We start from the raw sequence: 24,259 nt of genomic DNA, 5'->3' as shown, positions 1-24,259 counted from the left end.
ATAGCGTCCTTTGCTGAACAGGGAATGATAGAGCGTTGGCGAATAAGGAAGAAAGTGCGCCCCATGACGGGGTTGGGCACCGCGCCCGGCTGCGGCGGAAATTGGCGGAAAGCGGCGGGGACGCGTTGCATGATCATGAACTGATCGAATATCTGCTGGCCCTCGCCATTCCGCGCCGCGACACAAAGCCGCTCGCCAAGGCGCTGCTTCGCGAATTTGGCGGCATCGGCGGGCTGATGACCGCCGACTGGCAGTCGATCGCGCGCGTGCCCGGCATGGGCGACACCAGCATCGCCGCGATCAAGATCGTCCACGCCACGCTGATCAGGATGCTGCGGAACGGCGTCGCTGAAAAGCCGGTGCTGGCCAGTTGGCAGGCTCTGCTCGACTATCTGCGCGCCGATATGGCCTTCCTGTCCGTGGAGCGGGTGCGCGTGCTGCATCTCAACGCGCGGAACCAGTTGCTGCGGGACGATCATATGGGCGACGGATCGGTCGACCAGGCCGCCATCTACACGCGGGAAATCATCAAGCGCGCGATGGAGTTGGGCTCAGCCAGCCTGATCCTCGTCCACAACCATCCTACTACCCCCTTTTCCATCACGCTGGATCACGCTCAATACCATTGAAACACAATGATTTTTTGGCTTGTCGTACTGCCGGATATCGTGGCATATTGGGGTCGGTTTTAAGGGGATCGACGCCCTTTTTGACCCCAGTCGCCGACCCCACAAAATCGTCTGGCGACCCCACTTGGAAGCCGACGGGAGACCCCAGTGCCAAGCCTTACAGATGGAGAAATTCGCCGCGCCCTTAAACAGGTAGAGCAGACCGGCAAGCAGCTTAGCCTCGTCGATGGCGAGGGACACGGAACCGGCCGCCTGGTTCTGGTGATGAAGCCAATGCCAACACGTGTGACAGCGGACTGGATGGCTCAGCAGTGGCGGGACCAAAAGCGGATCAAGAAGAAGCTCGGGGCGTATCCCGCGATGCCACTCTCGAAGGCGCGAGAGGTCTTTCAGCGCGATTTTGCCGATATGATCCAGAAAGGTCGGAGCATCAAGATCGCTGGCGACACCCGACCTGGCACAGTCGCGGACCTCTTCGAAGCCTATGTCGCCTATCTCAAGGACGCAGGGAAGCCTTCCTGGAAGGAAGCCGAAAAGGGGTTGAACAAAGTCGCAGACACACTCGGACGCAACCGCCCAGCGCGGGACATTGAGCCCGAGGAAATTACCGATGTAATCCGCCCCATTTACGAGCGCGGAAAGCGGTCGATGGCCGACCACGTCCGAAGCTATATCCGTTCCGCCTTTAGCTGGGGCCTGAAATCAGAGCACGACTATCGATCGTTTTCTTCTCGACGCTTTCGCCTCGTCTACAACCCTGCTGCCGGCATTCCGACGGAACCCAAGAAGGTTGGGACGCGCTGGTTGGATGAGGAAGAATTCCTGCGTCTCTATCGGTGGCTCGAATGCCCCGACACGCCTGTCCATCCGCCCTACACCAGGGCTGTCCGCATTCTCATGTTGACCGGACAGCGCGTAGAGGAGATCGCTCGGCTGCACATCGATCAGTGGGATGCCAAGGAGCGTATAATCGACTGGTCCAAGACAAAGAATGGCAAGCCTCATGCCATCCCTGTACCCAGCGCCGCCGCCGAGCTGATCGAGTCCATCACACCCAACGCTCACGGCTGGTTTTTTCCGTCAGCCAAGGACCCTTCGAAGCCCGTCAGCCATGGTACGCTCTATTCCTTCATGTGGCGACAGCGTGATCGTGAGGTGATTCCATATGTCACCAACCGGGACCTACGCAGGACCTGGAAGACGCTGGCTGGCAAAGCAGGACTCTCTAAGGAAATCCGTGATCGCCTCCAAAACCACACGCTTCAGGACGTCAGCTCGAAGAGCTATGACCGCTGGAACTATATGCCCGAGAAGCGGGCTGCCATGGCCAAATGGGACAAATTTGTCCGCACACTTTTAGCCAAGAAGCGGGGCAATCGCGCTCTAAGGAAAGCAGCATGAACAAGTGCTCACTCCTTGTCCCCGCGATTTTTGTGCTATTTGGCTTCGCCGCCCCAGCCGCGGCCGATCCATGTGAAGGCCCTCTCCCCAAACAACCCGGGGCAACCTTCGGGGGCACCATACGATACGTGGGCGATGGGGACAGCCTGTGCGTCGGGCGAACCAACAGGCCGGAAGAATGGATCGAGGTTCGTCTCGCTGACTTCAACGCACCGGAATTGCATGGCTCTGCGGGTGAAGCGGCGAAACAAACACTTACCAGGATCGCTTTTGGTCGATCCGTCCTGTGCAGGGCCGAACGCGGACGCAGCGAGCGTGTCATATCCTTCGATCGCGTGATCGCCCGCTGCCAGATCGACGGCCGTTCATTGGGAGACGCCATGCGCGCTGCTGGCGTTGCCGAGGGCGGCCATTGATGGGCTCTACTTGTCCCTTACCTCATGTTGCATCGCCTTTGAGAAGATACGTTACCTCGAACGCTTTCACCTGGCGATACGCCTGCAACCTATTGGCTAAGTTAAACGCATCGTTCAGCTCAAATTTCTGAAATATGTCGAGGCCCCGATCTAAGCTGATCTTCCAACCTCGATCCGTCACGAGATGCCGAGCGTGAATCGTGTTGGTCCCGTCGAACTCCCAAGAAAATTTGATTCCTGCAGCCTCCGCCGCAGCCTCAATCGCAATTAAATTAGATTGTTGCTTTTCTGGGTAACCCTCGTCTGCACAGGTTATCAGGTGAACCGTCATCTCATCTTCCGGCGCTTTGTGCTGAGCGATCATTTCTATGAATTCCATCAAGTTCCGTAGCTGATGGAACATACGGATGTAGGGATCAGTGAGGACGATATTTGTGGCCCCGTTCAGCCAGGGCCAGAAGAGATCGGCGAACGTGACCCCTTTTTGGTTCTCACTGAAAACCTTGTGTCCTTCACGCGGACCAACGGCATCTGTTTTTGCTTCAGCCGCGGGCTGCACGACGTTTGAGGTGGACGCACCTTTGACATCACCTGTGCTCTCGGGCGTCGGACCGTCGTGGCCCGCCGCACGCTTGTGATAATATTGCGGGTACTCTGTCTCTTCGAGCGTCTTGACGACGACCTTCCGCCCATCTTGCGCCGTGAACGAGAAGTCCGTCTCCGGATATGTGCTGTCTATCCGAAGAAGTTGATCCTTTACCCGCTTCCGCCCTTCCACAGCCAAGTGCAGAATCTCTTCGACTTCAGCCTCGGTTGCATTGTCTGCTGGAAAGAGCAGCTTCATCATGCCCGAAAAGGTCTTATTCACCCCGTCGCGATCACGAGTCGAAATGTCCGCTGAAAGCGTGAAAAGGGCCTGATAGCGATTGGAGTAGTCGTCATTACGCATGTGTCGAAGGATTTCGGCGAGGTAGTCAACGACAAAACCGTAACCGGACGCAAACATCTCCCCACGGATAACGTCGATCTCCCATCCCGGGACATAGGTGTGAAGCCGGTCGATAAAGGCAGAATCATAGTATTTCTCGGGAAGCTCCTCAAATAAGTCTGTGTGCTTCAGCATGTATGGAACGTTGTGCTTGGTGTTCCCGACAAAGACCATCGACGCCTCGGCGCCAAGCGTCTCCACTCCTCGCGAGAAGCTCTTGTTGGCCATGTAATTTTTCATAATGTCAACAAGCGCCTTGTCGACACGCTTCTGCCGACCGGCAAACTCATCGAAGGCTACGACATCCCAGTAGCCGACCAATCCGATCTTTCCCGAGCTGTTGTTGACAAACAGCTTGGGCACCGTCACTTCGCCCCCTGAAATCAGGATGCCGTGCGGCGAGAACTCCGAGAAGATATGCGACTTGCCGGTACCCTTCGGTCCCAGTTCGATCAGATTGTAATTTCGCTCGACGAAGGGCACGAGGCGCATCAGTTGCAGGAGCTTGCTACGGCGACCAAACATCTCGGGATCGAAGCCGACCGTCTGGAACAACAGGTCGATCCATTCATCGGTCGTAAATCCCGCGCGCGCGCCGAGAAATGCCTCATAGTCAAACTTTGATAGCTGGATCGGTTTGATGCTCCCTAGAATCCAAGGTTCGACGTTCTTGTCTTCGCTGTGCTCGTACTCAACGTCGGCAATACACCAGACGCCGCTAACCAGCAGCTTGGGGTGAGCCTTCACAGTGTCTGAGTCGATGATGACCTTCTTGATGCCCAGGTTGGCGAAGGTCGCCTCATAGGCATCTTTGTCAGTGTTGAGATCAACGCTGACTTTGTCGATCACCTTCCATCGGCCCTTTTCCCGGATGTTCGATCGGATCAGCCCCGCCTCATTGCGATGAACGTAGTGCTTGCGAAGGATTTCCTTAACGGTCTCGATCCCTGATTGGATCGAGCTCTCGTCATTGGTGGCGCAGTATTGGCCGAGCAGGAACTCCAACACGTAGGACGGGACAATGGCATTGCCCTTTACCGCCTTGACCAGGTCCTTGCGAACCACGAGGCCCGGGAAGCGTTCATTGATCTTATCATCCAGCGCGGTCATCGCTTCCCCCATCAAAAATCGAAATCACTCGAGAAGCTGCGGCGCAGCGTGTAGCGAGCCGTGCGGTACTCCCTGAAGTGGGACGTATCACCATGCCGCTCTTCCAGCTTCAGGATCACCTCCTGACCGTTGAATTCGTCGGCCTGGCGGAGCAGGAGGAACCGGACCGGAACTTCGCGCTCGCGCGCGTTTTCAGATCTGAAGTCGAACACAAGCTCGTGGCTGTCCGAGATCAATTCGCCCGATTGTGCATAAATCCCTGCTTTGAGCGTGCGCGCCTGGGTTTTCTCCGTGACGGCCTCCACTTGGTAGAAGCGGACAGATATTTGGCTAGACGTGATCAACTGGTTGGAGCTTCCGATGATCTCTACCTCAACCGCTGTTGTGTCGCTCTGCCGCTTCTTGTTGATCTTGACGACGGGAACGACAATCTCCTGAAGGGTCGCGCCGCCATGCACGAATCGGCTCCCTGATCCCTGCCGACGAAGCCGGTTGATGGATTTGGGGATGAGAAATTCCACCGAACCTTCGAGACCAGCCTGCTCCGGCGCGAAGCGTCGCAGGCCATGATTGCCCTTCAGACTGTGACCGAGGATGAAACGCCGGTCGCGGAAAAGGATCACGTCCCCTTCGACCTGCGCAGAGGAGAAGTCGCTCTCTTCGATCGGCCGATGCTGGTAGATGAAGCCATGATCGGACGTCACGATCATGTTGTTAGCGTTCGCGCCATTGAGCTTTTTTACGACCCGCACGATCTCCTCTATCGTGTCTTCGGCGGCCTCGAAAACGCGCTCTTCTGAATCCCGCTTGTCGCCGATCGCGTCGATCAAATTGTGATAGACATAAACGACATCATGATCGCGGACGAGCGCTCGTGCATCATCCTTGTCCAGTGCCATGAGGTCTTCCGCCTTCACGGCCGTTGTTCTGTCTCCCGTCCTTCCGTTCGCCAGGATTTTCTTGCGGTTCTCTATTCCCTGTGAACTCTGACCATTCACCAGCACGGTGCCGCTGTCGTTGTCCGCAATCTGCAACTCACCATTTGGCAGAAGCGCCGCCATCCCTAACTGGGTGTAGCTCGGAAGGCAGCCCAGCATCGGATCAATGCCGGCCTCGTAGCGGTCAAGGCTAAGAATGCGCCCCCGCAGCTCCTCCGCCACCTCATAGCGAAGCGCGTCGGAAATGATGACGCACACCTTCTGATCGCGCCGGCGAAATTCGCCCACATGCTCCCTGTAGAAAGTACGCTGCGCAGGGATCGGAGTCGCCGACCAGGTTTCAGTCCCGTCGACATGAGCCTGCCAAGCATCGTTCAGGCGCATCAGGTAACTGTTGACGTAGTGGTTCTCAACCTGCTCGAACAGCTCGCGCATCAGCGTCGCCTGCCCGGACTTCTGCATGCGCCAGATGAATTTCCGGTAGAGTTGATCGATCCTAAACCAGCTCTTCGCATAACGTTCAACGCCTTCCGTGAGGCTGGTCATACCAAGCGTGACCTGCGCCATCGCTTGCTGGAACTCGGCGGCGAACCCGATCGCTTCGTAGAGGTCGCGATAAGCGCTGTACCAATGGCTCTGCCGACGCTGACGGATCCAGTTCAGGACTTCGCCCTGCGCCACCGTCTGATTGCCAACCTCGCGGACCAAGGCGCGGATGATCGCCCGGTCGACTTCCTCGAAGAAATCCACTTCGATCAGGGTGCGGAAGTCGCGTTTGATGAGATCCTGGGCAACGCCTAACGCCTCGGCATATTCGGCCGAGAGGGTAGCGAAGGCCTCCTCCGCGTTCCGGTTGTTCTTCCAGCGACGGAAGAACACCACGGCTTCCGGAGCCAGGATCGCTTCGCCGCCGACCGCGCTCTGGTAACAGGACTTGAACAGAGCGATAGCGAAGTCGCCGATACTTGCCTTGTTGGCACGATAGCCGAAGAACCGCTCCATCTGATCCCAGAGGAAGCCACTCAGGCCAACGCGGTCGATCAACCGTAGGCTGTCATCCTTCCCGGCTGCCAGCTCTCCCAACAGCGCCTCGATGACGGTATCGAAGTCGCCGTCGGCCCCGGCGCACACGCCCAGCATCCTCAGGCGCAGCTTCGCCTTCGTGTCGTCACCGCGGACGATGGTTTTGAGCCTCTCCATCCGGCGCCCGGCGCGAAAGAATTCGTGGTGCTCCCGAACAACGTCTTCGAAGCTGATCGGCAACCCCAGGTCCGCCAACCAGATCGCAACCTGATCGCTCTTGAAAACCCCGTGCGCCAGTTCGATGTCGAGGAGCCAGTTCTCGATGTCAGCCGGACGCGGTCCGTCCCGATAGAGCAGAAAGCGCCGCTTCGGCTCCTCACGCAGGACGCGATGCTTCACCGAGAACTCCGTGTTTGCCACCTCGATCTTTTCGACACCGTCGAGCGTCAGCGCATCGAAAGCCTGCCGGAATTCATGCCCTGGATCGTACCAGAAAACGATCCGATGCTTGTCAAATTGGGCTTCGAGTCCCTTGGCTATCCTGTCTTGCATGCTCAATCGTCCGAATCGCTGAGCCCCTTGATGGGCTTTAGGGCGGTGCCTAACTTCGGGTAATTGGCCTTCACCCCATCATTGAGGTCAATCTCGATCTTTTGGGTCGCCAGTGGGAAGAGAACATCACGCTCCCAAGCATCGAGCTCCTCAATCTGCTTTGATGTCGCCTCGATCTCCTTCAGCGCCTTGGTCTTTTGCGCGGGCGAAGCATCCCCGCTGATGCTGAGTGCTTCCTGCGCCCGGCGATGAGCTTCAAGTTTGGAGCGAAATTCACGAAGATAGTCGTTCAGCACCACGCTCACCGTGTCGGGGCGGTAGCGGTGCATGTACATCAGCGCGTTGAAGGTGCCCTTCGGGCTAGAGAATAGCCAGTAGACGGGCCGCTTTTTGTACCACTTCACATGATCATTGAAAAAGTCACGGGTGAAGTACTTGCGGATGTCCTTGCCCAGCGCCTCCTCGACAAAGGCGAGGTTCTCCTGGAAATGCTCATCGCCGAAGGTGACACGCAGGAAGCGGCGGAAACGCGCGGCGATGTCATCAGCGAACCACTCGCCATCGAGCAAGGGAATCACGTTATCGGCATCCGGCTCAAAGGTGGGGTTCGGCACCTTGGCGCGATAATCCTCCATACCCTCGCCCTGGTTGGCGAGGATCAGGCCGGGCATATCGAGACTGTAGCGGCCGAACATGCAGCCTACGGCATAATGCAGGAATTCGGCCATAGTGTCGGAAAGTAAACGCGCCTCACGCTCCGCTTCCGTGCCTTTCACGCCGTAGCGATAGGCTGGGTTGCAAGTGAGTGTGATCTCCTCGATTGGCACTTCGGAGGTCAACTCGTCTTGCAGACCATAGGCGTCTATGAAGATACGGTTGCTCTCTTCCTCCAGCCGCTGCATCTCGTCCGTCATGCCCTGCCAATGGGCGCGCAGGCGAGCATAGCTGCCCTCCAGCGTCTCGGCCCGGTGCTCGGACGAGAGCAGCGGAAGCGTGGTGAAGTCCCAGGAGGTCTCGTAGGCGTCCCAGTCGGATTTTCCAAGTTGTATAGCTGCTGAGGCGTTGCGTTGGACCCTAGTGTCGCGAATTTCATCACAAATTGGTAAGTTCACAAGGCTGCCCGGATTGAAGTCGAGTGTCGGGCAGAGGATCTCAAGAATCTTAGCGCAAGGCTTGCTAAGGAGAAAGGCGAGGATCGAATTGGTTTCATCTGCATCGTGCGGCAAGAAAACGCTACCCTTCTGATCGAAAATCCCGAAGTCGTCTTTGAGACGTGCGGAAAACGAACCAGAGCTCAGGTTTGTGTAAGTGATGCCGTTTTCGAAGTATCGACGATGATTGCGTAAGACCGCACTTGGATGAGCGCGGATTTCTTGACCATCATTGGACCAGTTCAGAACGTAGTCTTTGTTTCCATACCACTTACGAAATTCTCCGCCCTTAGTGTAAGGCACCCACTTCCATCCTAAATTCGTAGCACCTTTGCGCAGTCTTTGATCGGTTTCATGCCAGTATCTTAGGAATTTGTTATTATCGCCAGTCTGTAACCCGACACAGATGTCGCAACGCTCGCCAAGGCGTTCATTCTCTTTGAAGGCATGAAGCATTTCTTCGGAAAGCCAATACGCGATTGGATTCCCGGGGATTGAGAGAAGGTCAGTTTGCTTGAAGGTGAAGCCGCCATAACTAGGGTCCAGAAACAGGGCTTCGATCTCGGATGGTGTTCGGACTTGAACGTGCTTTTCAAAAAGCCGTCGGTACAGTCCGGTTGTGTTCTTAGTTGGAGCCGTCTTCCTAACGAGAAAGGCAACGCTGCCGAAATCAGAACCAAAAATTCCTCTTCCAAGGTGGAGAAGCCCAACAATGGACGTTCTTTCAACAAGCTCAAGTCGTAGCTTTTCAAATGACCCAAGGAACATCCAAGATGGAAGGTTGATCATTCCGTATATGCCGTCAGGCAAAAGCGCGCCAACAGCTCTTTCCATGAAGGCCGTCATCAAATCGGACTTCGAGTTAGGATAAGCCGTCTGAAGGTGAGACTTTAACTTCGGATTCATGCCGTTTGCGTTCATATACGGCGGGTTGGCTACCACCACATGATACTTCGGCGACAGCGCCTCAGCCATATGCAGCACAGCCAAAACTCTGTCTTGCACCTCCTTCAGCAGCAAATCGCTGCCGAAGTCCCGCCCCTCCACCACGCGCAGTGTCTCGGCCGAGACGCACAGCTTCGGCACGATCAGTGAACCGAAGTTTTTCGCCTGCTCGAACTGCATGAGTGTCTCGCGCAGGTTATCCGTGAACAGGTCGCGCCCCACCACTGCAGCCACGTCAGCCATCTCGGCCGCGGCGAAAGTCACATTCTGCAACACGACGATATCGGGCTTAGCCTCCATCCGTACGAACCGGCGCCGCCCCAGCCGCGCCGCCGCCTTCATCGCCAGCGCGAAGGCCGCCAGGGCCCCGGCGCGGTCGTCGATCTCCAGACCGGTCAGATTGTGCTTCAGGATCAACACCGGGATCTGGGGTGGGTCATATCCCTCCTCCTCATAGATGACGTAGAGGAGATCGAAGGCATAAGTCAGCATGTGCCCGGAACCGCAGGCTGGATCGCAGACCCTGATCTCCTCGGGCTTGCCGATCGTCGGGAAATCCGTTTCCGGCTCTTCCGGCACGATGTAGTAATCCATCCGCTCGGCGAGCTTGGATCCTGGCCGGTTCAGCAGCCAGAGTCGGCCCAGCGAGTTTTCGACCAGGTAGCGGACGATCCAGTGCGGGGTGAAGAGCTGCGTCGCGGCCGGGATATTCTCGGCCGTGATCTTCAAATTCTTCTTCAGGCCAGCGAAGACGTCGTCTTTCTTCTCGGAGATGTAGAACTGGTAGAGCCAGCCGATAACCTCTACATCCTGGCAGGCGTCCGGCGTCATCGCCTCGCGCAAATAGGTGAGGATCGAAGCGTTCGACAGCAGATCTTCGGGCAGCAGCAGCTCGGTGTAATCATCGATCCGTTCGAACAGGAACGGCATGACCGTGTACCAGTCATTGCAGATCGCGACGAGCAGCAGCCGATAGGCCTCGGCCTGCGCGTCGGGGCTAGGGATGCGTCCGTCCAGAAGAGCGCGGACCTTGGCCCGAATCTTCTCGGGGATACGCTCCTCATCGATATTCCCGGCTTTGGCCTCAGCAAGAATTTCAGGCTGAAACTGACCGGACAGAGGTGAGACGATGCGAACGGGGTTAAGCTCGTTCACGTCCATGTAGCGCAAAGCCGAGAAGCGGTTGAACCAGGTATAGGCCACCCGCTCGATCACCTGCCCCCTGCCGTCCCGGGCGATGGCAGCGTCGAGCTTCTTCAGCGCCTCCGGATGCTCGCGCCGCGCGGCTGCATCTGGCGCGAGGACGGAGTCCAGCTTGGCGCTGACCTGCCCCATCAAAGTGCGGCGGGCAAACTGCGCAAACTTCTTGAGCTTCGTCGTGTCCATCAAACCGCCCCTTCACTAATTCGTCGGATTGACTGATCACCAAACCGCTTTTTCCATTGCTCAATATTCAAGATGATGCAGCTTGCGGCGCAATCCCGCCCCCAATCCACATGTCTGATCGGAATAGATTTCTTAAGTTCGTCCTGCTTTGCCAGCAGTAAGGCCGCCTCCAATCTCCTCATTGAAAGAAGAACCACATAAACGACACTCAGGTCGTCCTTCCCCTGAATGGACCGAAAGAAAAGAGTATCCCGGAATTTCCCGGACAGGCTTTGTACAAGCTTGCCAGAGTTCAGCTTGTTCTCAAATGCCGGCACGTTCTGTGCGATAGGGTTGTCAGGATCTTTTATTTCAACGAACACAGACCGATCTTCATATTCGGCTATGTAATCGACCCGCTGCATGGTGCTATTGCCATGATAGGCGCTGTCATCAAAATGAATGACTGCCTTCGCTTCCGGGAACGCGATTTCCAGATCGTATTCCTGCACTGTTGTCATAGCGAGACTCCCTCTAGGGAGCGCTCGATTTCAGCGTCGTACAACTCGCTAAAGGTCTTCGCTATTCCGGTATTCACGAGTTGGTCGTAGTCATCGGTAGAGTGAACGGTGATCGCCGCACTATTCTCCGCTTTGACCAACACATGGAAACGAACATGATCCTCCTTGCCCTTGTCCATGAGTAAGTCGAACCACTTCAGTAGAACATAGTCGTGGGTCGCGAGGATGATCTGCTGACCGTTACGCGAAAGCTCCAGGAGAAGCTGAACAACCTTCTTCATCAGCTTCGGATTGAGGTTCGCTTCCGGCTCGTCCCACAGGAGAACGCCAGTGGTGCCGGGGTTGATCGAGCCATTGCAAAGCAGCCGATGCAGCACGCCGATTTTTCTGTATCCCTCAGCGGTCATGCCGCTTGCCAGCGATGACCCACCTTTCGGCACAAAACGGGTGACGGTCGCGTCCTGATAAGCTTGCGCCATCTTTGATTTCGATCGGGTGGGATCGGCCTTCTCCTCGTAGCGTCCAGGCTCGAAGCGGAACGCGCTTCCAGCCGTCCAGCGATACCGCCCGCCGACAAGGTCGACCAACTCGCGGACGACGCTCGAAAGCCTGGGATCTTCCGCAAGACTCGAAGCCTCATCCTCGAAACCAGGACGGACGAGAAGTTCCGCTAGGTCGATATAGCCGTCGTCGAAGATCATCTCGACGGTGGCGCGATCATGATCCGGGTGACGCATGCCACGGACAAGCGACAGTACCTCCTTCGTCGGAATGAACACGGGTTGCAGTTCATGCCCCGTGCTGCCGGCATCCGCCTCGATCTGCACTGTTTCGGAGCGGTTGCCGAACGAGATGGCTACACGGGTGTCATCGCTGCTCACCAGGCTGAGCCGCGTTGGGGCCTTGACACCGCTGGGACGAAGCGTGCCTAGCCTGCTTTCCTCGGGAGAGAAGAGCCGCAACAGCTTCCTTGATATGTCGGCCGCCACCTCCTTGGCCGAACGATCCTCGGATGCAGACAGGCCCGCCAGCGCCAGGCCATAGATCGCCTTCAGGAGGTGTGTTTTCCCCGTCCCGTTGGAGCCTATAACCACGTTCACACGCGGAGACAGCGATAGCTGCAAGCTCCCGAACGCCGTGAAACTCTCAATCTCGACGCCAGCGATCATCACACAGTCACCCGCTTGCCAGCGCGGATTTCCGCGATCAACGTCTCACGCAGGGTATCCAGATAGGCGTCAATGTCCCGTTCGTCGGCGAGGTATGGCTTGGCGTAGGTGACGCGCAACGCGCTGGCGGCCACGTATTCCGGTTGGGTTGGTGCCGGTGGTGTATCGGACCCGCTGTCCGTGAAGCCACGCGGCTTATCGTCCTCACCGTCCTTCTTCACAGGAGGCGGCGCCGTCACGCGGCCGAGCAGCGCCGGATAGCCGGACGCCCGGAACCCGCTCACGCGCTCCCGGATCACCGCGATCAACTTGCTGGTCTCGATAGCGTCCAGAACCGTCTTAAAGGCCGCCTCGATTTCGCGGCGGCTAGGCTCGGCCAAGGAAGCGAATTCGGGCAGCGCCCGCAGCTTGGTGCGAAGCTCCTCGACGTCGGCAATCGCTGTCTTGCGTTCCGCTGAAAGCCGATTGTTTACCTCGGCTCTCAGGACATCAAGGGCACCCTTCATTTGCTGGATGGCGTTGCCCTTGAAGCAGTTTGGATCGTCCAAAACCTCGTGAATGGCGCCGGCCTGCTCTTCGCCGCCATATCCGAAATTAGCGCTTTGATCGGCCAGATAGCTCCGCGCCTCTTCATAGATCGCCTTCTGACCACCTCCCATGAAGCGACGGATCGGGTCAAGGACGCCCTCCTTCAAATCGAGCAACCGATCCACGTGACGGCCGAGGTCCTGAAGATACCAGGCATAGGGCTTGCCGGTGACCTCACGCAGCGCATCCTGAAGCTGACCCAGCGCCGACAGAAAGGGGTAACGCGACGATTGCCCTTCCAGGACCGCTAGTTCGGTTTTGAGTGCACCGAATGCCTCGGCCGTCTCAATTCCAAGGGATTTTCCTTCCGTTCCAGCCGGTTGCGCATCAAAAAATTCGCGGTAGAATTCCTTGAGCTTGCGCGTCTGCGCTGGCGTGAATTCCGTTTGGAGTTCGAGCACGATATTACCGAGCGCGTGGGCGTTCTGGAGTCCGCGCAGTAAGGCATCGCCTTCCAACGGGCTACCATCCGCGCGCGCTTCGATCTTGCCACGGCCAAGCAAGCTGGCCGTCGTGCAAAGGATGGCAGCGTAGGACCAACCATAGGGCTTGCGCTCGAACCGCTCGACGACGGCCTTGACGGTCGTCCTGATGCCATTACGCGCGTTTGATTGCGCGAAGTTAAGGATCTCCAGCTCGGCCTCGGTGAGATTGGCGCCATCCTCACCAAACATGCCGTCATTGCCATGCGTGAGGAAACGGCCGATCTCGTTTTCGGAATAGGTAACCCCGCGCAGCATACCGAGATTGACGTGAACCTTGTCGACGAGAGTCTGGAACGCCCGCTCGATCCGGGCCAGTGCATCCTCGGAGCGCACTTCGACTTCCTGCCCGCGCACGAAAAGCCGGGCGCCGCCCACCAGGGCTCGGACCTTAAGGGTCAGATCTCGCTGCCGGATGTTGTTCTGCTCTCCCTTCTCGCGGACGATGCGCTCGATGCTCGGCTGCTGCGCTACGGAGCGCGCCTGACGGATATATTTGTCCGTCCTCTTGAACATCATCAAGTCGCTGACAAAGCGGTTGTCGGCATTGAGAATGATCGCGAGTTCGTCCCTCGACATGGTGCGCATGGCGATCGCCTCGGCGTTACCGCTCTGCTCGTGAAATGGCGTGATGGCGTTGATCGCCAATTCATAGTCTCGACCGAGTAGCCGGCCATCGAGGTAGCGCGCAAAGGCGTAGTCCTGCGAAGATGCCTCGTGCCGCAGCTTGCGGCTCTTGACGACGCCATCGAAAATCAGCGCCTCCAGCTCTTTGGCAATCTCTGCCGTATCGACTTCGATCGCCTTTATTTCTTGTTCGACATCCTTCTCTTCATCGGTCAGAAACTCGAACAGCTCACCGTTGCGCTGGATATATGTCTGCTGCTCCAGCAGGCTCAGGGCCTCATCAACCCGCCGCTTATGCTTCGTCAGGTTAGTGTCGAACCTGTCCAGCATCAGGACAGCGACATTGCGGGCCGTGGGCTTGAAGCCCTTCACGTATTTGACCAGAAATAGCGCCTTCAGAATCCGTGTGGCGAATTCGTCGCCCAGGTTCTTCTCGGCGATCAGAACCGATTGCTGGACATTCGATTTGAGCGCGGTGCGGATGCCCTCGAACATCTGATCGAAGGTCGCAAGCCCGCCGACCTGTAGATCAGCGAGCCGCACTGCGACCTCCTGAAAAACCCCCAGCATAGACCGTTCGCCGACCGAGCTATGCTTTCCCTCGAAAGCGTTGTGCTGGGACAGGTTCTGGATCGCCAACTGGAACAGCGGATACTGGTAGGGAACAAAGGGATAGCTGTAGATGAAATGATCGCGGTCGCGGAAGTTCTCTAACCGGATTGAGCCATCCGTGAAGTCAAACAGCGTCTTCAGGTTATTCGACTCGCGATGGTAGAGGTCGGACAGGCTGCTGATGCCGGACTCGGTCTTTTTGAGCAGCCGCTTCTGGATCACTTCCGCGACATCGGCACTGTTGAGCGGCATGCGATTGGCGAAGCGTGCCTGGATCTTGGAGAAGTCGTTCTCCTGCCGCTGGTTCATATCGCCGATGACGGACGCCATATCCTGCTGCGCCGTGACGATGATCCAGGCTCGGCCGCGGCACTTCGTATTCAAGCTCTCCGCGATCGTCTGGAGATTCGTCATGAGCTTGACGTTGTCCGCGATGTACTGGCCCACCTCATCGACGAAGAAATTCAGGCGGAAGCCCGGCTTCTGCGTTTCGATGTAGGCCTTCACCTTCTCGGCGAAGTCCTCGATCGACGAACGGAAATCCTGACGATACCGCGTCAGGATGCCTTCGCCCTCGGAGTGATTGGCGCCGGTGGCCTGGCCATAGGCCTTGGCGACATTCGCATTCTCCAACAGCGCCTGCTCGCGTCCGCGCTCCCAAGGCTTCCCGGCGACAGACTGATATGCCTCCTTGAACGCCTCGAGCACCCCGCGACTGTCCAGATCGCGCTCGAACTGCGCGATGTGCGGCTGCTTGCCGTAGTAACCTCCCATTTCGTCGAAGACTTTTTGGAACACCGAAAGCAGCGCGTCGGTTTGTCCCTTCGAAATGACGTCGGCCTTCTGGTCGATATTAAACAGGATGCTCTTCGACGATATCGACACGGCCTTGCGCAGATCGGCCGCGAGGATCTCATTATGCGCGCATTTCTGTTTGAAAAGCTCATAGGCCGGGCTCCCGCCAATGTCTCGGTTCTCCAGAAGGAGCGCAAGCATTTTCAGCAGATGCGATTTGCCCGAACCGAAGAAGCCGGAGATCCAGACCCCGTTGGCCGAGCCGTAATTATTGTAGGCGTCAAGGAACTTCTCGAGCTGACGCTCGATCTCGTTTGTGATGACATATTCCTCAAGTTCGACCCGGAGGCTGGCCTCATCATCGGCCTTGATAACCCCTTCAATCGCACGATCGACTGGTTTTTCGAAGATATCACGAAATGTGGTCATGGCCCCCTCAGATCTCATAGTGCGTTATATCGAACGCTCGGTAGTATTTGTCGTCATGCATGATTCCAAACAAATCGAGCGACGCACCGCTAGCCAGACTGTGCGTATATTTTCCTGGAAAGAACATCACCGTCGGCTTTTCTTTGGCGGTGCTCTGAAGGTTATTCAACACATTGTGGGATCGGATGTAGGGGTAAACCTCACCGACACCCGACAGGAACAAGACATCGAACTGTTGGCCTGCGAGAATCGCCCCAATAGCGGGGATGAGATGGGTTTCTGGATCGAGAACCCCTTGCAAAAGCTCTTTGAGTTCGTCCTTTCCGATGCTTGGCTCTGCCGCGATAACGTCATCCCAAATGCCACGATCGTGCAGCAGAGAGATGCTGAGGTCGTAGAGGTTGATCTCAACCACACGCACACCGCGATTCTCCAGTTGTTTCACCAAGCTGGCGCGCATCGCATCGATGCCGACCGCTTCCTCGGCCGGATAGGGGAAGATAAAGAATGGCACTTCGTTCCCGAGACCCTGCTTCTTGAGGAATCTCTCGCTGGCGATAACCTTGAGAAGGTGGTCGAAGCGGTCCTTGGGGTTTGTCGTCTTGCTCATACGCGCCACTATCTCCTCCCTCCCCTCTGCCGTTCGGCACCAGGGAAGTAACGCAATTCATTGGGGTTTTCGGCCTGAATTATTGCCAACACGCGCGGCGACAACATCGCCCCAAGTATTCGGTCATCCTGCGATAGAATCTCTGACTCGCGCATCAGGCGAAATAGCACCGCGCGAAGCTTGGCACGGGTCGAGGCCGATAGTGTCGCAAGCCTAGGGGACCACTCCTCCTTCGCCGACAGGAACGTGTCGAAATCATCGTAGGTGAGTTCTGTCTTCAAGGTCAGAAATCTGTCGCTGAGCACTTCGATCGCAAATTCGCGGATGAACCTGTAGGCCCGACAGGTGGCCAGCCAGAGGAGAGCGCATTGCTCGTTGCGCTCCCCTTCAATCAGTAAAGTCAACTCTGCCGGCGTCAGACATCTCAGGCGGTTCACGATTTCCCGAACGGAACGCCGCGCTGAGCTCGCTTTTCGCACCGGAAACACGCCGCGCTCCAGCGCGGCACCGAGCGTCGCATCCCAGTCTCCGACGACATCGTGCAATCCGGCAACGGCAACACTTTCATTGATGTACAGCCCCCCGGTTCCGAAGGACATAAGGTAGGGCTGATCCCTCGAATCCGGCATCACGCGCTCCCAGAATCGCTGGGGGCCTTCTCAACTTCCCCAAATTCGAAATCTGCACGCCGCAACGCTCGTTCCGTCTCATGCGGATTGAGCGCAACGATATGCTGAGTACGGGGGTTCTGCTGGCTCGCATCCCCGAGAAGTCCTAGCCGCTTCAGAACGTAAAACAGCATCGCGTAGCGGACAGTCAGAACCACCCGCTCATTTGTCATCCCGTAGTCCTTGGCTACGACTGTGCGCTGACTTGGGGTCAGCCCCGGATGCGGGCCGATTTCGATGTCAAACGTCTTCTTCCAAAGCGTATCCTGATCACCACCAGGTCCGGGCGCATCCAAGTTTCGAACTTGGAGAATGCGCGGCAGCAGGAAGTCTTTGAACTTTTCATCAATGTGACAATAGCCGCGGACATGCCAGCGGAAACCATCATACCCAAAAGAGTGCGGCGTCATACGCCGCCACATCGGATCAGTCCGACGGCTTCCCATTGATTGGTAGTAGACCTCGATAGAGCGCCTTTCTCGCACCGCCTCAAGCACGGCCTTCAGCACATCTGAGTCCACCGCCCGGTGCGGCGTCAGCGCAACATCAATCTCGGGAGCATGCGAGATCCACGACTCGCTTGGATCGGCAAGCCCTTCTGCCAAAGACCGTAGCCGGGAAAGATAACTATCGGGATCGGGCCTCAGGAAAATTGGCGAGAAATCAGGCGCAGCAACATAGCGCTTCGCACTCTTGTCATAGATCGCGTTCTGCGGCGCGCGCTCTTGATAGAGCGTCAGGTCTTTCGATGCCTGCGGCACGGAGACATCAAACATCTCGATGATGTCCGAGCGGTTGACGCCGCCCTCCCAGAACAACCGGAACTCAATGAATTCGAGCCGGCGCTCCACACCCCATTTCAACGCCGAAACGCCTTCTTTCATCGCCGCTCACCCTAAATCCACAATGGGAATAAAAAGTATATGGACATATCCGATCTATCCGTATAACTATTATTCCCATCCGCACCACTCGTCAATGGTGGCGAGCGTGAAATTCGTGAGGAACGGCAATGCCCAAGCGTAGTCCAAACCGCGAAGTGACCAGCAAGAAAGCGGCAAGCGCCGCATCGAAGGTTTTGCGGGATCCCAAGAGCAGCAAAGCCGCAAAAACCGCGGCAGCCTCGGCGCTGACCCAGCGCCCGAACAAGAAGTGATCCGGAAAAGGGGGAATGGCGATGACAGCCGCGAGTCGATCCACTCTTATCGTCCATGGTCGCCTCGCGATGCGGGAGGCCCGCCTCGCGGCCGCGCGCAGCGGCCGCCATGGGCTCCAGATCATGTCTTTCGAGCAAGCCGCCGTGCGGCTCGCGGGCGGGTTCGTCCGGCCGATCGATGAGGAAAGCCTGCGCGCGGCGATCCAGGCCGTGCTTCCCGCCACGCCGATGGGGGAACTGGAAGGCATCAAGATGCTGCCGGGCATGATTGGCGCGGCCGCGGACACGCTGCATAAGGCTTGGCGCTCGGGCATCGATTTGGCCGCCCGGTCGACATATCATCCCCGTCTCGACGCTATCGCTCGCTTGGAAGCGGCCGTTCTCACCCAACTTCCCGACGGGATGATGCGTCCGGTCGATATTGTCGCCGCAGCCAGCAACCGTATCGCCCACGCGCCAGCCGTTCTCGGCACCATGGAAATCGCCGGGCTGACTGAACTGTCTCCGTGCTGGCGCCCTCTGGTGAAGGAACTCGCCGCACGCATTCCGGTGCAATGGACGGCAGGCCCCCGTTTCGTCCCAGACTGGCTCCACGACAGCGGCGTCGTTGTCGTGCAGACGAAGGCCGAAGGGCCGACGGTTGGTTCCGTCAGCGCCGCGACCGCCTATCACGAAGCCATTGAGGCGATGCGCTGGGCGCGCGCATTGCTTGCATCAGGCGTCTCACCTTCCGACGTCGCGATCGCCACGGCGTCGCCCGCCGATTATGATGACCATTTCCTGGCGTTGCGCGCCGACGCCAATATCGACCTGCATTTCGTTCACGGCGTCCGGACCGCCACGACCCGCGAAGGACAGGCCGCAGCAGCACTTGCCGATATCGTCGTGCGCGGCCTCTCGCAATCGCGCCTGCGCCGCCTTTCGGCTTTGTGCCGGGAGTCGGCGCCCTTGGCCTCGCTTCCCGACGGGTGGTTGCGTGTCCTCCCGAGCGATGCGCCGTTGTCCACCTCTACGGCCTGGAGCCGCCTGCTGACACGCCTCAAACCGGACGACTGGCCCGATGGCATGGACCATGCCCCAGCACTGCGCACGGCGGTCGACCTTCTGGCGAAGGGGCCTGATGCCGCGCAGGACATCGGGGAAGCCTTTCTCAAGGGACGAGCCTTGTCGATCTGGCGCAAGGCGCTGCTCGCCGGACCAGCCGCCTCAATCGATGTCACGCTCGAAACGCTGAAACAGGATGACGGGCTGGAAGCCTGCGTGTCGGTCGCCTGGATGCCGGCCAGCGCGCTTGCGGCCTCGCCTCGTCGTTTCGTCCGGCTGGTCGGTCTCAACTCCTCGCGCTGGCCACGCGGAATCACCGAGGACCGGCTGATCCCAGACCATATTGTCCCGACCGGCGAACTCGACCCGCTTCCCGTGAGCCTGGCCGACCGCCGCGATTTCGAAGCGATCCTCGCGACAACCTCCGGCGGGGTGGTCCTGTCACGCGCCCGGCGCGACAACGACGGACGGCTGCTGGGCCGGAGCCCCTTGCTCGCCGGCCTTGGCGACGAAACCTATTTGCGCCGCAACGCGATCCCCACCCATGCCTTCAGCGAGACCGATCGGCTTATGGCCCGGCCGCAGGAGTTCGCCAGCGATCCCCAGGCTATCAGCGCACGTGCTTGCTGGAGCGACTGGCGCCAGGCCGAGGTCACACCGCATGACGGCCTCGTCCGGCCTGACCATCCGCTCATTCTCGCGATTCTTGCGCGAGCCCAGTCGGCCAGCTCGCTAAAGACGTTGCTTCGCAGCCCGCTCGGCTTCCTCTGGCGCTATGCCTTCGGCTGGAAATCCCCGCAAAGCAGCGCCGAACCCCTCGTGCTCGACGCGCTTGCGGCAGGCGATCTCATCCATCTGGTGCTCGATCGCGCCTTGCGGAATCTCGAAGCGGCCGGAGGGCTGGCTTCCGCCGATGCGTCCGCGATTGACGCTGCCGTGGCCGAAGCTGCGGACGCGGTAGCTGCCGAATGGGAAAGCGAACGACCAGTCCCGCCCAAAGTTATCTGGGGCCGGACGATTGGCGATGCACGTCTTCTCTCCAGCCAAGCTCTCGCCTACGGCGACGACCATTTGCCCGGCAGCCGTTCCTATGGCGAAGTGCCCTTCGGCGGGTCCGAACCCAAATCGCAGGCGGAACTCCCCTGGGATGCGAGCCTGCCCGTAACTATCCCGGGCACAGACCTCCAGATCGCTGGCTACATCGACCGGCTCGACATCGCCGGCGACGGCAGCCGCGCACTGGTGCGCGACTATAAAACCGGGAAGCCCCCAAAGAGCGATATCCGCCTGAACGGAGGGCGCGAGCTTCAGCGCTGTCTCTACGCCTTCGCGGTCAAGGCGCTCCTGGGCGACCATGTCGCGATCAGCGCCTCCCTGCTCTACCCGCGCGAACCGCTGGACCTTCAACTCGACGATCCGGCGGCAGTGCTGGCGGAAATCACCGGCTATCTGCAGGCCGCACGGATTGCGTTGTCGAGCGGCGCGGCACTGCCGGGTCCGGATACAGGCGGTGACTATGACGATCTCGCTTTTGCGCTGCCGGCCAATGCCGGCGCCACCTACTGCAAACGTAAACAAACCGCCGCAACTGAGCGGCTCGGCGATGTCGCTCAGGTCTGGGAGGCGGAATGATGAACATGATGTCGAAGACTCTTAAGGACGATGGCGCTCGGCGTGACGCGATCAGCCATCACCATCGTTCCATCCTCGTCGAGGCAGGTGCGGGGTCGGGCAAGACCGCGGTTATGGCTGGGCGGATTGCCCTCATGCTGGCGCAGGGCGTTGCACCACGCGCAATCGCCGCTGTCACCTTCACCGAACTGGCTGCGAGCGAGCTCCTCGCCCGCGTCCGAGATTTCGTCGCCGACCTCGCTGCAGGTCACATCGCACCCGAGCTTGCGGTCGGGCTACCCGATGGTCTGTCACAAGGGCAGCGCGATAATCTGATCGCAGCGACCGCCGCCATCGACGAGATCACCTGCTCGACCATCCATGGTTTCTGTCAGCGCCTAATCAAGCCCTATCCCGCCGAGGCCGATATCGATCCGGGCGCGGCGGTCATGGACCGCAACCAGGCCGATCTCGCCTTTCTCGAAATCGCCGATGGCTGGCTGCGCGAGCGCCTGTCAGGCGGCCAAGGTGGAATCCTGGCTGAGATGGTGCTGCACAGCCCCGGCGAGACCGTGGCACTGATGCACAAGATCGCCGAGGCTTTGCGCCGTCGCAGGAGCCTCGTGGCGCCAGCGGTGACACCGCTCGCCGGCCATCTTCTGGCATTTCGGCAGACGGCCGACGACTTCTCCGCTTTCATGCAGGCAACCACCGCAAGTGAACCGGAAACGGAAGTCTACGCGGCACGGTTCTCCGAAATGGCAACGATGCTGCCGACCGCCGCAGACGCTGCCGCGCCTGCAGGCCTGGTCGGACTGCTCGTCTCGCGCCCCCATCCTGATCTCTGCACCAAGGCCGGAACCTTTTCCTCCTATCGAAAGAAGGGCAAATGGGCCGCCGCGGCCAAGCAGGCGGGTCTGTCCAAGGCGGACGGCGATCGACTGAACGATGCCGCTCAAGCCCATTTCGAAGCGTGCTGCTCGGCCTGGGACGCCCTTCTCCAGGCAGTTTCCGGTCAGGTTCTCGCGGCGCTGATCGACGAAGCCAGGCCGATCCTGGAGCGTTATCACGAACACAAGCGCGCCAGTGCCCAGCTTGACTTCGACGACCTCATCTATGCCGCCCGCGATCTGTTGCGCGATCATGAGGCGGTGCGGCAGGCGCTTGGCCAGCGGTTCGCGAAGGTCCTCGTCGATGAGTTTCAGGACACCGACCCGCTCCAGGCGGAAATCTTCTGGCGCTTGTGCGGCGAACCCGGGGACGATCCGCAGGATTGGACCGGCTTCCGGATTCGGCCGGGCGCACTCTTCCTCGTGGGCGATCCCAAACAAGCCGTGTATCGATTCCGCGGCGCCGACGTCGGTGCCTATGTTCAGGCCCGCACCGCCTTCACGGTGCAGGATGCGGACGGCCTCGTGTCGATCTCGACCAATTTCCGCTCCTGCGCCTCGATCCTCACCTTCGTCAACGAGCGTTTTGAGGCGATCCTGTCGGCGGATGGCCAACCCGGCTTTACGTCGCTTGATCCCTTCCATGACGATCGCGGCGAAGGCATCTGCGTCGCCGCGATCGACATTGCCGTCGCCGATGAAGATGGCAAGGCCAGCGCCGAGCGGCAACGCGACGCTGAAGCCGATGCCGTGGCCGACCTGTGCGCCCGGTTGATCGGCAGCCATCCGGTTCTGGATCGCAAAGCCGGCACCGAACGCCCCTGCCAGCCGGGCGACATTGCTCTCCTTGCGCCGACCGGCGCGGATCTGTGGCGCTATGAGGAAGCCCTCGAGCGGCGCGGCATTCCGGTGGCGACGCAGGCCGGCAAGGGCCTGTTTCGCCGACAGGAGGTTCAGGACCTCATTGCGCTGACCCGTGTGCTGGCCGATCGCCGTGACACCCTGGCGCTCGGCGCACTGCTGCGCGGCCCGCTGGTCGGGCTCAGCGAAGAGGAACTGCTGGACATCGTCTGGGCGCTTCCGCGCACCGAGGACAAGCCCGACCGGATCCCCCGCCTCGATCTCGGCGTCGACCCGACGGCGATCGTCCATCCGCTCGCGCGCGATGTGGTCGAAAAGCTGCAAGCGCTCTATCGGCGCGGAAACAGTACGACACCGCATGAACTGCTTTCGCAAGCCGTGGATGTCCTGCGGTTGCGTCCCATTCTGCTCGATCGGCATCGCGGCCAGGCCGAACGCGCGCTCGCCAATGTCGATCTCTATCTCAGCCTCTCGACCAGCTACGCGGTGCGTGGCATGCGGGCCTTCTCCGAGGCGATGACAGCGGCTTGGACCGATGAAGCTCGCGCGGTCGAAGGTCGGCCCGACGCTCAGGAGGAAGCCGTCGCGCTCTTCACGATGCACGCCGCCAAGGGCCTCGAATGGCCGGTGGTCATTCCCATCAACACCATGACCGGTGTGATGGCGCCCGACAGCGCGGTGATCGATCGCCAGACCGACACCTTCTATTGCCCCGTTCTCGGCGCCGCGCCGTCTGGCTACGACGTTGCGCGCCAGGCCGAAAAGGATGAACTGGATCGCGAACGCGTGCGCCTCTGGTATGTCGCAGCAACACGCGCCCGGGAATTGCTGCTTCTACCACGGCTCGATGTGACGCCCTCCAAGTCCGCCTGGATTGGCCTTGTTGACCTGACGCTGGCCGAACTTCCGGCTTTTGATGTATCGCGCTTGCCGCTCGATGCGATTGTCACAGCCGGCAGCGCCATCAATAATCAGACCCGCGAGGGTTTTGCCGCGGAGGCCGGCGCAATCGCCGACAGGCAGGTGCGACTGACCTGGCTCGCCCCGAGCCGCGACGAGAATGCGACCGGCACGGTATTGCAGGAAGAGGAAGCCAACATCTGGGCAGGGTCGGACGACGACACTCCGAGCGAATTGGGGGTGCCCTTGGCCGTCCAAGGTGGACGTGAGCGCGGGCTCGTCTTGCACAAGCTCATGGAAGAGGTACTGACCGGCGAGACCGATGACGCCTCTGCGGCACTCGCGAGGCGCGCCGAGGAACTCATCCGGGCGCTCGGCAAGGTTCCCGTCGCCAATCCGGCGGCAGGGCTCGCCCCGGAGGAACTGGCAGGCTGCGTCACGCGGACGCTGGCGCTACCGGAGATCGCGGCCCTGCGGCCCGCGCTGCTCGCCGAATTTCCGGTCTACGCTCTTCGCGGCGAAGACACCGAACTTGTCGCGACGGCGGGCATCGCCGATGCGCTGACGGTCAACCCCGACGGCCGGCCGGTCGTGGTCATCGACTGGAAGAGCGACGTGAGCCCAGATCCGCGAACGCTCGATCACTATCGGGCGCAGGTGCGCGCCTATCTCGACATGACCGGCGGCGAACAGGGCCTGATCGTCCTGATGACAAGCGCGACGGTTATCATCGTCGCGCCCTCGCCGCAAACGATGGCGGTCTGAAAGAGGACGCCGC

Annotated in this window: 15 protein-coding genes; 6 read left to right on the top strand and 9 right to left on the bottom strand. The window is 59.3% G+C overall.

What is annotated here, in order from left to right; translation table 11 throughout:
* The first annotated feature begins 35 nt into the window (after positions 1-35).
* The 3 genes from L288_RS41615 to L288_RS41605 all read left to right on the top strand — a co-directional run bounded on the left by L288_RS41615 (position 36) and on the right by L288_RS41605 (position 2,446).
* On the top strand, positions 36-629 hold the full coding sequence (locus L288_RS41615) for a JAB domain-containing protein (protein WP_021240104.1): 594 nt from the start codon (positions 36-38) through the stop codon (positions 627-629).
* A gap of 147 nt (positions 630-776) precedes the next feature.
* Positions 777-2,030, top strand: coding sequence for a tyrosine-type recombinase/integrase (locus tag L288_RS41610; RefSeq protein ID WP_021240103.1), 1,254 nt, complete (start codon positions 777-779; stop codon positions 2,028-2,030).
* Entirely contained in the window at positions 2,027-2,446 is a 420-nt protein-coding gene (locus L288_RS41605; protein WP_021240102.1) for a thermonuclease family protein, read from the top strand. The genes L288_RS41610 and L288_RS41605 overlap by 4 nt, the downstream gene beginning before the upstream one ends.
* Before the next feature lie 22 nt (positions 2,447-2,468).
* On the opposite strand, the gene brxL is transcribed toward L288_RS41605, so the two are convergent.
* From brxL to L288_RS41560, 9 genes are read right to left on the bottom strand one after another with little or no spacing between them, the layout of a single operon-like run.
* Positions 2,469-4,544: a BREX system Lon protease-like protein BrxL gene (gene brxL / locus L288_RS41600; RefSeq protein ID WP_031305002.1), complete on the bottom strand. Its 2,076-nt coding sequence runs from the start codon at positions 4,542-4,544 to the stop codon at positions 2,469-2,471.
* Positions 4,545-4,555: 11 nt separating this feature from the next.
* Positions 4,556-7,057: a BREX-1 system phosphatase PglZ type A gene (gene pglZ / locus L288_RS41595; RefSeq protein WP_021240100.1), complete on the bottom strand. Its 2,502-nt coding sequence runs from the start codon at positions 7,055-7,057 to the stop codon at positions 4,556-4,558.
* Between the two features lie 2 nt (positions 7,058-7,059).
* Positions 7,060-10,539, bottom strand: coding sequence for a BREX-1 system adenine-specific DNA-methyltransferase PglX (gene pglX, locus L288_RS41590; RefSeq protein ID WP_021240099.1), 3,480 nt, complete (start codon positions 10,537-10,539; stop codon positions 7,060-7,062).
* A complete protein-coding gene (locus L288_RS41585) occupies positions 10,539-11,039 on the bottom strand; it encodes a hypothetical protein (protein WP_021240098.1) in 501 nt (166 codons plus the stop codon). Before L288_RS41585 ends, pglX begins: the two co-directional genes overlap by 1 nt.
* Positions 11,036-12,208: an AAA family ATPase gene (locus L288_RS41580; protein WP_021240097.1), complete on the bottom strand. Its 1,173-nt coding sequence runs from the start codon at positions 12,206-12,208 to the stop codon at positions 11,036-11,038. The genes L288_RS41585 and L288_RS41580 overlap by 4 nt, the downstream gene beginning before the upstream one ends.
* Positions 12,208-15,741: a BREX system P-loop protein BrxC gene (brxC, locus tag L288_RS41575; protein WP_021240096.1), complete on the bottom strand. Its 3,534-nt coding sequence runs from the start codon at positions 15,739-15,741 to the stop codon at positions 12,208-12,210. The genes L288_RS41580 and brxC overlap by 1 nt, the downstream gene beginning before the upstream one ends.
* Before the next feature lie 7 nt (positions 15,742-15,748).
* Positions 15,749-16,351 (bottom strand): DUF1788 domain-containing protein, encoded by a 603-nt coding sequence (locus L288_RS41570; protein WP_021240095.1) that lies wholly within the window; start codon positions 16,349-16,351, stop codon positions 15,749-15,751.
* An 8-nt stretch (positions 16,352-16,359) separates the two neighbouring features.
* Positions 16,360-16,980, bottom strand: a complete 621-nt coding sequence (locus L288_RS41565) for a DUF1819 family protein (protein ID WP_021240094.1) — start codon at positions 16,978-16,980, stop codon at positions 16,360-16,362.
* Positions 16,980-17,903, bottom strand: coding sequence for a helix-turn-helix transcriptional regulator (locus L288_RS41560; RefSeq protein ID WP_031305000.1), 924 nt, complete (start codon positions 17,901-17,903; stop codon positions 16,980-16,982). The genes L288_RS41565 and L288_RS41560 overlap by 1 nt, the downstream gene beginning before the upstream one ends.
* A gap of 128 nt (positions 17,904-18,031) precedes the next feature.
* On the opposite strand from L288_RS41560, the gene L288_RS43705 reads away from it, so the two are divergent.
* Genes L288_RS43705 through L288_RS41550 form a run of 3 tightly spaced genes read left to right on the top strand, consistent with a single transcriptional unit; the run spans position 18,032 to position 24,246 of the window.
* The gene (locus L288_RS43705; RefSeq protein WP_021240092.1) at positions 18,032-18,175 is read left to right on the top strand and encodes a hypothetical protein; all 144 of its coding nucleotides are present in this window, start codon (positions 18,032-18,034) and stop codon (positions 18,173-18,175) included.
* Positions 18,176-18,190: 15 nt separating this feature from the next.
* Positions 18,191-20,851: a PD-(D/E)XK nuclease family protein gene (locus L288_RS41555; protein ID WP_021240091.1), complete on the top strand. Its 2,661-nt coding sequence runs from the start codon at positions 18,191-18,193 to the stop codon at positions 20,849-20,851.
* Entirely contained in the window at positions 20,848-24,246 is a 3,399-nt protein-coding gene (locus L288_RS41550) for a UvrD-helicase domain-containing protein (protein WP_031304998.1), read from the top strand. Before L288_RS41555 ends, L288_RS41550 begins: the two co-directional genes overlap by 4 nt.
* Positions 24,247-24,259: the final 13 nt, after the last annotated feature.

It is taken from the genome of Sphingobium quisquiliarum P25, from assembly GCF_000445065.1.
Classification (GTDB): domain Bacteria; phylum Pseudomonadota; class Alphaproteobacteria; order Sphingomonadales; family Sphingomonadaceae; genus Sphingobium; species Sphingobium quisquiliarum.
This window is presented reverse-complemented; position numbering and strand designations above follow the sequence as displayed.